Source organism: Desulfobacula sp., assembly GCF_030611305.1.
Taxonomy (GTDB): Bacteria; Desulfobacterota; Desulfobacteria; order Desulfobacterales; family Desulfobacteraceae; genus Desulfobacula.
The window spans coordinates 1-10,829 of the sequence record NZ_JAUWQB010000101.1 but is presented as its reverse complement, the minus strand read 5'-3'; the positions used below and the strand labels follow the sequence as shown (position 1 = coordinate 10,829).

The 10,829-nt window shown below is 37.4% G+C and carries 9 protein-coding genes; all 9 read left to right on the top strand.

All coding sequences use genetic code 11. The features are described from left to right. Window positions 1-181: 181 nt before the first annotated feature. The 9 genes from QAI40_RS15090 (at window position 182) to QAI40_RS15050 (ending at window position 10,817) form a co-directional block, all read left to right on the top strand. Window positions 182-1,354, top strand: coding sequence for a GNAT family N-acetyltransferase (locus QAI40_RS15090; protein ID WP_304511757.1), 1,173 nt, complete (start codon window positions 182-184; stop codon window positions 1,352-1,354). A 37-nt stretch (window positions 1,355-1,391) separates the two neighbouring features. Next, window positions 1,392-2,555 (top strand): GNAT family N-acetyltransferase, encoded by a 1,164-nt coding sequence (locus QAI40_RS15085; protein ID WP_304511756.1) that lies wholly within the window; start codon window positions 1,392-1,394, stop codon window positions 2,553-2,555. A gap of 31 nt (window positions 2,556-2,586) precedes the next feature. After that, on the top strand, window positions 2,587-3,777 hold the full coding sequence (locus tag QAI40_RS15080) for an aminotransferase class V-fold PLP-dependent enzyme (protein WP_304511755.1): 1,191 nt from the start codon (window positions 2,587-2,589) through the stop codon (window positions 3,775-3,777). Window positions 3,778-3,779: 2 nt separating this feature from the next. Next, window positions 3,780-5,249 (top strand): flippase, encoded by a 1,470-nt coding sequence (locus QAI40_RS15075; RefSeq protein ID WP_304511754.1) that lies wholly within the window; start codon window positions 3,780-3,782, stop codon window positions 5,247-5,249. Window positions 5,250-5,725: 476 nt separating this feature from the next. After that, entirely contained in the window at window positions 5,726-6,526 is an 801-nt protein-coding gene (locus tag QAI40_RS15070) for a polysaccharide deacetylase family protein (RefSeq protein ID WP_304511753.1), read from the top strand. 127 nt (window positions 6,527-6,653) lie between these two features. After that, entirely contained in the window at window positions 6,654-7,994 is a 1,341-nt protein-coding gene (locus QAI40_RS15065) for an O-antigen ligase family protein (RefSeq protein WP_304511752.1), read from the top strand. Window positions 7,995-8,032: 38 nt separating this feature from the next. Beyond that, window positions 8,033-9,169 carry a glycosyltransferase family 2 protein gene (locus tag QAI40_RS15060; protein WP_304511751.1) on the top strand — a complete coding sequence of 379 codons (1,137 nt, stop codon included), beginning with the start codon at window positions 8,033-8,035 and terminating at the stop codon, window positions 9,167-9,169. Next, window positions 9,169-9,960: a methionyl-tRNA formyltransferase gene (locus QAI40_RS15055; protein WP_304511750.1), complete on the top strand. Its 792-nt coding sequence runs from the start codon at window positions 9,169-9,171 to the stop codon at window positions 9,958-9,960. The genes QAI40_RS15060 and QAI40_RS15055 overlap by 1 nt, the downstream gene beginning before the upstream one ends. 44 nt (window positions 9,961-10,004) lie before the next feature. Beyond that, complete coding sequence (locus QAI40_RS15050; protein WP_304511749.1) at window positions 10,005-10,817, top strand: class I SAM-dependent methyltransferase; 813 nt, start codon at window positions 10,005-10,007, stop codon at window positions 10,815-10,817. The last annotated feature ends 12 nt before the right edge of the window (window positions 10,818-10,829 follow it).

Genomic DNA, 10,829 nt, shown 5'->3' with positions numbered 1-10,829 from the left:
TGATGCTTTCGTAAAAAGTCAAATTCAACGAATATGTCATTTCGACCATAGGGAGAAATCTTATCTTTTCAACAGGTTACGTTTAAAAGATTTCTCGTTTCACTCGAAATGACAAGCTGAGAAGACTTTTTACGAGACTGTCAAAGATTAATTATTACCTTTTATCGGTGAGTTAGTAAAAATGGGTACGGAAATTTACAAGATTGACGAAGAGTTTTCGATCAGAGTGGTTCGAAATTTAGGTGAATTTGGGGAACTGAAAAATACATGGAATAGTCTTACAGAAAACTATGAATCATATTTGCCTTGGCTTAATTTCGATTGGTTTGAACTATGCTTGAAATATTTCCTGAATGATAACAAATTATTCATATTGCTACTTTATAAAGCAGATAGTGTTGTAGCTATTGCTCCATTTGTTATTAAAAAAGAAGTGCTTAAGGGTGTTTTTAAGACAATAAAAATTGAATTGATTGGGAATGTTTATTCTCCTATTAGAAATTTTATCTTTGGTGACTCAAGCGATGAGGATAAAATAGTCTTCATCTCAAAAATAATTTGTTACTTCTGTGATGTATATAAAGATTGGGATATCATAGAATTTGATAAAATTCCTGAAGAAAACAATGTCTTCGATATGTTTACGCATGTTGTTTACCGTAGTGCTCTGAAACATAGAACATGCTTTTGCTCTGGTAATTGGTATCTGGATGGAATCACTTATACGTTTGACAAATATTTTGAGAATTTGCCAAGAAAATTGCAAAAGGATATTCAATATTGCCGAAGACGATTAGTGAAGATGGGGGACTTGCGATTTCAAATGAAATTAGATGATAATTCCTTAGACCATTATTTAGATATATACGATGAAGTGCGAAAAAAAAGTTGGAAAGCCCCAGAAAAGGACAAAGTCTTTATTAGAGAATTTACCAAGATAGCTGCTGAGAAAGGATTCCTTAGACTTGCTTTTCTTTTTTATGAAAATGATCCAATAGCATCGCAAAAATGGATTGTATGCCATAAGAATGCTTATATACTGGATGTATTACATGATGAAAATTACCGCAAATATAGCCCTGGGAAAATTCTATCCTCAGAAATCTCAAAATACGTAATTGATTATGATAAGGTTAATGAAATTGACTTTATGGGGGGTGACGATCCATACAAAAAAGACTGGACACCAAACAGGAGAGAGAGAAAGGGTATCACGGTATTTAATAATACTATTAGAGGCCAATCCCTGGCATTTTTGATGACGAAAGTTTTACCAGTTATTGAAAAGAATCAATATTTATTGTCGGCTAAAAACAAGATATCGGGGTATTTGAAAAATTATCGCCAACGATGAAAGTTCCGTTAGTATTTTGCAGGAGACGTATTGAGCAGTGAACAGCAAAAATCATCCATTAAATGACAAATATTCCATAAGAGAAATTACCGATCTAACTGAATTTACAGAATTGAGGACTGTATGGGATAACCTGGCAAATAAACAGGGTTCGTATCTGCCTTTTCTATGTTTTGACTGGTTTAACCTATGGTTAGAGCATTTTTTAAAAGATAATAAGTTGTTAATTCTATTGCTTTATAAAGAAGATGAAGTTGTAACCATAGCGCCCTTCTTAATCAGGGAGGAAAAATTTAAAGGAATTAATGCCAGGAAAATTGAACTTATAGGTAATGTCTATTCTCCAATTCGAAACTTCATTTTTGCCAACTTAGGAAATGAAGATAAAAATATATACTTATCATATATCTTTAACCACTTATTTAATAATTTCAATGGCTGGGATGTAATTGATTTAAATCCTATTGCCGAGGATGATGAAAATCTTTCTATATTGATAAGTCTAACGAATGAAAGCAACTATAATAATATTGAACAATTTTGTCATTCGAACTGGTATGTAAATGGAATTAATTTTTCTGGCGATGAATACCTCAACCAACGTTCCAAGAATAATAGACAGGAGCTAAGAAGAAGGAAGAAAAAACTAGAAGAATTAGGCAAATTAGAGTTTAGAGTTATCAAAAATAATAATGAAATAGATAAATACATGGATTATTATTATGAAGTTTACACAAAAAGCTGGAAAAAAAGAGAAGGGATAGGGCCAACTTTCCACCGGGACTTAGCTAAGTTAGCAGCAGAAAAAGGATGGTTGCGTCTCGGTTTTCTTTTTTTAAACAATATTCCTATAGCGTCACAACTTCGTATTGTTTTTAATGAAGTATGCTTCTTTCTGAAAACAGCATACGATGATGAATACAGAAAATATGGTACAGGAGTCATTTTACTTTCCAAAATGATTAAAGATATCATCGACACAGATAATGTTAGAGAAATAGATTTTGGACCGGGAGATGAATCTTACAAGAAATCATGGGCTTCTCAAAAAAGGGATATGAAACGAATACTCATTTTTAATAAAACCTTAAAGGGTCGTTTTTTGGCTTTACTTGAAACGGAGCTTTTACCTATTGTTCGAAAACACAAAACATTAAGTCAAATAAAAAGTTATATGTTTAAGCCTTTTAAAACTCATTAACGACCCCACAATAAAAACAGATAAAAAATCAATGTACATAAGTAGCAAACCCACTTTTTTTTTAAATCAGGCCATTGGTAATAAAAGCTATGGGAATATTTCAACTTTCCCTTTTAATCATACTCGCTGTCATTTTTTCTTTTCTGCTAGATATGCCCTTGCAGCAGGGGTTCAGGCTTTAGGGATCACATCTAAACAAAATTTATTGATGCCCTCATATAATTGTTGGGTGGAAATTGACCCTATAAAATATCAGGACATACAAATAAAATATTATCGGATAAGAAGTGACCTCACTGTTGATTTGGATGACTTAAAAGCCATTATTGATGATAAAACAAAAGCAGTTTTGATAACCCATTATCTTGGATTTCCACAGCCCGTTGATGCAATAAGCAGAATCTGCAAAGAACGGCAAATTTTTCTAATAGAGGATTGTGCCCATGCTTTTTTAAGCGAATTTAATGGTAAACCCATAGGCTCTTTTGGGGATATTAGTGTCTTCAGTTTCCGAAAAACCCTGCCTATACCGAATGGCGCTGGTCTAATTATTAATAACGAAAATATTACATTTGAACATCAAATCGCAAAACCCAGCTCCTTTTCCACCTATTATGTATGCGCTGAATTTTTAAAGCATCGAACAACAAAACAATCTACCATAGCCAAAATGATATTTATTAAGGTTTTCAATGAGGCTATTTATCTATCATTCTTTTTTCTAAGATCATTGTTAAGGATATTTCGTAAAATTTTCAATAGGAGGGGGTTATATTTAGTTTATCCAAGTGGAAATCAATACAGGAAGGAGATAAGTCATTGGGGGATGTCAAGTCTTTCAAAAAACATTATTATGTCATCAAATTTTGAAAAAATTAAAGATATAAGACGGAGAAATTTTAGATTCTTTCTGAATTATTTTCAAAATGATAAGAGAGTAACTTTGCCATTTAAGGAACTTCCCGATGGCGTGTGCCCTCTGTTTTTCCCCATTATTATTGAAAAAAGGGATTATTTTTATAAAGCCTTAAAGAAACGAGGTATTGCTGGTCATGACTGGTGGGGAGATTTCCATCCTGATGTCCCATGGAACAATTTCCCCGAAGCAGTTTTTTTAAAAAGAAATATTCTTGGACTACCTATTCACCAGGATTTATCTCTTAAGCATCTTCAGGCAATTGAAGAAGAATTTGAAAAAGCATACCAAAGTATGGAGAGGTAATCTTGTCCGAAATTAAGACATTATTTAACCAGTCATCCCATTATTTTGCCGGCCGGATTATTATAATGGCCGCCGGTTTCATATCTTTTCCCATTCTTACCAGAGTATTCTCTGTGAGTGATTATGGGACATTAGGTCTCATATCTACCACACTTTTTATTGCAATCGCCATAACAAAATTTGGCTTTCCAAGTTCTATTGTAAGATTCTATGCGGAATTCAAATCTAAAAATCAACTCACCAATTTTTACTCAACTTTGTTTTTAGGTTCGGTGGCAGTATCTGCAACTGTTGCTGCATTCTTTTATCTCGCAATGAAATTGTTTTTTAGCAAGTTCTTGGATAGTAATATTGTTAGCCTTCTATATCTTGTCTCCATCCTGATATTTACTGCTTGTACAATTGACATCCTCACCAGTTTCTTAAGGGCGGAACAGAGAACAAGGCTTTATAATTTAATACAGATAATACGCCGCTACGGATCGCTTTCACTGGGCATCTTTTTAATATTCTTTTTTATAAAAGGTTTATATGGATTTTATGTAGGACAAGTCATATCAGGAATAGTGTTACTTTTCTTTCTAATATATTTTTTTCGTAAAAAAATAAAAATAAGTTCTGCAAATTTTTCCCCAACTATTTTTAAGGATTCAATCAAATATGGTTTCCCGCTGGTTTGGGCGGAGTTGGGCCATCTTGTTCTCAGTTATGCCGATAGGTATTTGATTCAGTTATATTCAGGTTCAATATCTCTCGGTTTATATACTGCCGGATACAATCTATCAACCTATGCGACCGAAGTGATTATCTATCCAATAAATTACGCAATGGGACCTATTTATATGAAGATACTGGTTAATAAGGGAGAAAAGGAAACAAAAGAATTTTTTACGAAATTATTTAGATTTTTTCTTTTAATAATATTTCCGGTGGTTTTTGGCTTTATAGCGATAAGAAAGGATTTGCTCGCCTTTCTGGCTTCAAGCAAATATATGGAAGCATATACTATTATTCCTTATGTAGTCATTGGACAAGCAATATACGCTTCTTCAATCATACTAAACTCTGGGCTGTTTATCCGAAAGAAAACCTATTTAGTAACCATAATAATGATGGGCGCCTGCGCTCTAAACGTTGGGCTGAATATGATGTTAATACCACGTCTTGGGATTATTGGTGCGGCTCAGGCAACATTAATCTCCTACATTTTTTATACGATTGTAATTACCTACTATGCCTTTAAGGAATTCAGCTTTCGGACCGATTATCCTCGTAGTTTATTATATCTGACAGCGGCTACTGCCATGTATTTGGCAATCAGCCTCGTAGATGTTGGGTCTTCTTTGGGTAACCTTGTCATAAAAATCCCGGCAGGGGCTGTTATTTATGGAATATTAATTCTGGTTTTCGATAAGGAAGTAAGAGGCGCTGCATTAGGTCAACTTGCTAAAACCAGGGCTACTATTTCGTAAGTGAGTAAATATAAAATTTTGTTGATTGATGAACTCGTAAAAAGTCGGATTTCGTTAATGTGTCATTTCGACCAACGGGAGAAATCTTATTTTTTCAATAGGTTGCAGAATAAAGATTTCTCGTTTCACTCGAAATGACAGGCCAGAGGGACTTTTTACGAATGCATCTTGATCGGTTTTCTTTTAAATGACGAGATAGAGTGTTCCAATAGATAAGGAGATAAATGGGACTTTGTTGGAAAAGAAGTTTTAAGCAAATTCTGAAAAGAGCTTTATTTTTTGCCGTCTATTATTCTGGCGTATTGCACTTGTTGATTTTCATTCTAAAGAAGTTCAAAAAGCGGCATTGTGCCTCTATTTTGTTTTACCACCGTTTTTCCCAGGATTTACTTGATGGTTATCAACTTCCTCATTTGGTTATTAGCGAGTTCAAGAAGCAGATGCGCCACATAAAAAAATGGTACAGTGTAATCTCTATGGATGAATTGGAAGGAAGCTTGGCCAATGAGAATGATTTTACTTCTCCTTCTGTTGCCATTACCTTTGATGATGGTTTTTTGAGTAACTACACCCTGGCATATCCGATTCTAAAAGAGTTTGGCCTACCAGCCGCCATGATCTACCTGTCTACAGGCTTTATCGGCACAAATAATGCCCCGTGGGTGGATGAATTGATGGATATCTTGTCAACGACGAAGTCCTCAACGCTCATCTTTCCTGAACTTCTTGGTGATGAAGTACTGAATATATCCACTCGTCACCAAAAAAGGGTTGCTGTTACAAAGCTTTTCAATATAATGTTGCGTCTTAAGCACAAACAAAAAATCATAAAAATGCAGAAATTATCAAAAATGCTGGGAGTAGATGAAATAATAAAGGAAAATGCTGAAAGGAAAATGCTGAACTGGGACGAAGTGACTGAGATGAGCAATAATAGCATATCCTTTGGCGCTCATACAATCAGCCATCCAACTCTAAGCAAAATGGAGATTTCCGAGGCAAAACGGGAGATTTGTGAATCAAAGAAGGAAATTGAGGCACGGATTGGTAAAAAGGTCAGACATTTTGCGATTCCCAATGGAAAGAAAGAAGATTTCAGTGAGAAATTGAAAAAGTACTGTAAGGAAACAGGCCTGAAAACCGTGGTTTCCACCGAGCCCGGCCTGGTTGATGGCAAATCAGATCCCTATTTTTTAAGAAGGATTCTTCCACCGCCGCCTATGTATGTCTTCGCATGTGAACTTGCCAGGTATATGTTTTTTAAGAAAATTAGTTAGGACACAGATTTCGAGATACACGCAGAAAACGCATTATGTTTAATATCCTTATAATCTGCTTGCCCCGTGCAATGCGAAGCATATTTCACTGGGGTGTTCATCTGTGTCCCAAAAATGGAATCTGTTTATGCTGACATTTGTCGCCCCCCTTATAGCATATTTGATGTCTTTCCCGATTATGTTGATAGCCTTGTTCAGGGTAGAAATCGGCATTTTGTTTTTTATTACATTAGTCCCAATTATCGCTGCAATGAAAAAAATTTGTGAATTCCCTCAGGGACACAATCTTGCCGATTTCCTATTGATATCGCTGGTTATCGGGTGGGTTCTCAAGGCAGGAAGAGAGAATAGAAGTATTTTTAAAAGCTCCCCTGTCAACGTGGTCGTCATGCTCATGGTGCTTGGGAGCATAATCAACCTCATTAGGGGTTATACCTTTATGGCGCTTCCGTCCGATATAAATCTAACCCGGCTTATGGCCTGGAAAAACTATATGATCTTGCCGTTGCTTTACTTTATCGCACTGAACAACATAAATACGGAAAAATTCGTCAAGTGGATATTAATCTGCGTCTGTTTTACCATGCTGGCCATGGATTTCAATTTCTATAGCACATTCCGATGGATAAGGGCGGACCATTATTCAGATTCTATCAGGATATCCGGCTCTTTCAGTTTTCTTGGTCCAAATGAACTGGGAATTTTCTATTCCATGTATACATTTTTACTACTTGGTATTTCGTATTTTATTGAAGATAAGAAACTTAGATATCTGGTATTGTTTGTTTGCGCCTGCAATTTTTATCCAATTATGTATTCTTATTCACGTTCCGCTTATATGTGTACAGCTGTAGGATTCTTAAGCCTCGGCCTTTTAAAAGATCGCCGCCTTTTAATCTTGCTGTTTGGTCTAATTTTTTTCTACAGTTTTATCCTGCCCAATTCGGTAGTTGAGCGGATCGACATGACCTTTTTGAATAAAACGGAAGTTTCCGAAAAGAAAGTTCAATCAAGCATGGTTAATGTCGGCGGCATCTCGGTTGACACCGTAGGCCGTAAAGAACTCTGGGAAAAGGCAAGGAACTATTTTAAGCGGGAACCTTTGTTAGGAATCGGTTTTGACACTTTTCGCCACCGTGAAGGCATGATAACCCACTCTTTATATTACAAGACTCTGGCTGAACAAGGTTTGGTGGGCATGACGATTTTTGTTATATTTATCATTGTGCTTTTGCGGCAATCCTACAAGTTATTCAGGCATTCTAAAAATAAGCTCGGCCAGGGGATCGGATTGGGCTTCTTTATGAGTATTATCATGCATCTTGTGGGAAGTGTGGGTGGCGATCAATCCCTCTATTACAATTTAATGGCCATCTATTGGCTGTTTATGGGTATTGTGGCAAGTTTTAATGTTCACTATGTGGATGATTTTGAGCATACTCAGGAGGTTGATCGCTCCGCCGGATGAGCCGCTTAGACATCTGTATTGAAAAGTGAAGCTGTCTTATGAATGAATTGATATTCTGGTTGCTGATTTTTATCATTTTCTACACGTATGTGGGATACTCCCTGGTCATCCTGATACTGTCGCTTTTTCTTCACCGGCCGGTCAAAAAGGAGGCGATATATCCACAGGTGACCTTCCTGATTACAGCATACAATGAGGAGCGGTCCATAGCTGCCAAACTGGAAAACACCCTTGATCTGGACTATCCCCGGGATAAACTGGAAATAATCGTTGCCTCGGATGCCTCAACCGATGAAACCGATGAAGTTGTTAGACAATTTCAGAAACGAGGGGTGATCCTCAACAGGGTTGAAGGCCGCCTCGGCAAGACCGAGACTCAGAACCGCACAGTCGCAATGGCAACGGGTGATATCATCATCTTTTCCGATGCAACCACAAACTACAAAAAGGACGCCATCAAAAAGATTGTCAGAAATTATGCCGATCCGCGTGTGGGAGCTGTAAGCGGAAGGTACGAATATGTGAATCCTACCGGCGCAGCAATAGGTCTGGGCACCATCCTTTTCTGGAAATACGAGAATCTGATCAAGGGATTACAAACCAGAATTCAGACCATTACCGGTTGCTGCGGCTGCATCTATTCGGCGCGTCGTGATTTGTACGAACCACTGCCCCCGGACATAATCAGTGATCTGGTTGAGCCTTTGAAAATCCTTGAAAAGGGTTACCGTATCTCTTTTGAACCAGAAGCTGTGGCCTATGAGGAGACCACCGAAACTACACAAGAAGAATTCAGCATGCGGGTGCGGGTTATTTCTCGCGGGATGTACGGGCTCTGGTATATGCGCCGTCTTTTTAACCCGTTTAACTACAGATTTATTGCCTTCCAACTCTTTTCCCATAAGGCGTTGCGATGGATGGTCCCCTTTGTACTGCCGCTGCTGCTGGTGAGCAACTTCTTTTTAATTGGTCAGGCATTCTATAATATATGCCTTATTATCCAGGTGATATTTTATCTGGGGGCCGCTTTGGGCTACCTGTTTGACAGAAGGGGAAAGAAACTGAAGATATTTGCTTTACCACTATACTATTGCGTGGTCAACTCTGCTTCCATGGTGGCATTTTTTCATACCATTGTGGGTAAAAAATCCGTGATCTGGGAGACAGCAAGATAATGAGCTTTAATATCCTCTTTATTACTCAGGACGATCCCTTCTATATCCGGAACTTCTTTGCGGAGTTTTTCAGTATCTATCCGAACCTCGATGAAATTAAAGCGGTGGTAATCCAGCGTACCATGGGTAAAAAGTCAAAGAGAGAACTGGTAAAACAGATGTACGCCCTTTACGGTCTGGTGGATTTTTTCAGGATGGGTATGCGCTACACTCAGGTAAAGATTTTAAGTGAAATTGCTAAATCTTATCAAAAACCGGATTGGTTTGATCTCAGACAGCTATGTGGGGTAAACAACATTGAGATTCTTCATCAAAATGCCCTTCACCAGCCTGCGTTTCTTGATAAACTGCGGCGAAAGGATCTCGATCTTATAATTTCCGTTGCGGCGCCCACCATCTTCAGAAAGGAATTGATCGATCTTCCGCGGCTTGGCTGCATCAACATCCATCACGCTCCTCTGCCTCGTTACCGGGGAATGATGCCTAACTTCTGGCAGCTTTACCACGGCGAAAAAACCGTGGGCATTACAGTTCACAAGATCAACCCGAAGATTGATGAAGGGGAGATTATTCTTCAAAAAGAAGTCCCTGTAAATCCTGGAGAATCTTTGGATGCGCTTATCATGCGAACCAAACAATTGGGTGCGCATTATATGCTCGAAGCAATAGAAATGATGCGTGGCGGGAGAATCCAGTACCAGGAGAACAGGTCCGAAGAGGGCTCCTATTTTTCATTTCCCACCAGGAAGGATGTGCGCAGATTTCGGGCGATGGGATATAGATTGTTATAAAATTTAAAAAAAGGGAAGCGGACATAGAAAGATAAGGTGATTTTATGAAATTTTCAGAAAAGATTCTTCTTGCCCTTTCAAGGAAGCCTGAAAACAATGATTACCAACAAGGGCAACAAGGTTGGGATATTGACAACGCTTTTTCTCTATTATGTAAAGTTTTTCCTAATTTTAAGGATATCATTGTCGATAAAGCGATTGTCGATTTTGGTTGTGGAATAGGCTACCAATCAATTGCCATGGCAAAAGGAAGAGCAAAATACGTTCTTGGAATAGATATTAATAATGAAGGCTTGAGTAAAGCAAGAGATTTAGCTCAAAGGCTTGGTATTATGCAAAAAGTGAAATTCACCAATAAATTACAAGACTCCATCAAAGGTAAGTTCGATATAGTAATTTCTCAGAATAGTATGGAACATTTTAATGATCCTGCTAAAGCCTTAAACAATATGAAATCATTACTAAAATTAGATGGAACAATTCTAGTTACCTTTGGTCCACCATGGTTTGCTCCATATGGTAGTCATATGCAATTTTTTACTAAGATCCCATGGGTCAATATCCTATTCAGTGAAAAAACTATTTTGAACGTTAGGGCACATTTTAGGAATGATGGATCTACAAAATATGAGGAAGTTAAGGGTGGGCTTAATAAAATAACGGTCAAAAAATTCGAACAAATTATTTTGAACAGTGGCTTGAAGATTAAATATAGAAGATACGATTGCGTTAAGGGCATTAACCTCCTTGGTAACCTAATTTCCCGAAAAAATTATACCTATGCCATGCCAGGGAGTTGGATGTCCAAGGCTTTGAGAATATCCCGCTGTGCCTTGGTCAACTCTGTGAGGATATGACAGTACTTCCCA

Excerpts from the sequence above, each read along its gene's own strand:
- QAI40_RS15090 (WP_304511757.1), top strand. The coding sequence starts at position 182 with ATGGGTACGGAAATTTACAAGATTGACGAAGAGTTTTCGATCAGAGTG.
- QAI40_RS15080 (WP_304511755.1), top strand. The coding sequence starts at position 2,587 with ATGTACATAAGTAGCAAACCCACTTTTTTTTTAAATCAGGCCATTGGT.
- QAI40_RS15070 (WP_304511753.1), top strand. The coding sequence starts at position 5,726 with ATGGATGAATTGGAAGGAAGCTTGGCCAATGAGAATGATTTTACTTCT.
- QAI40_RS15065 (WP_304511752.1), top strand. The coding sequence starts at position 6,654 with ATGCTGACATTTGTCGCCCCCCTTATAGCATATTTGATGTCTTTCCCG.
- QAI40_RS15060 (WP_304511751.1), top strand. The coding sequence starts at position 8,033 with ATGAATGAATTGATATTCTGGTTGCTGATTTTTATCATTTTCTACACG.
- QAI40_RS15055 (WP_304511750.1), top strand. The coding sequence starts at position 9,169 with ATGAGCTTTAATATCCTCTTTATTACTCAGGACGATCCCTTCTATATC.
- QAI40_RS15050 (WP_304511749.1), top strand. The coding sequence starts at position 10,005 with ATGAAATTTTCAGAAAAGATTCTTCTTGCCCTTTCAAGGAAGCCTGAA.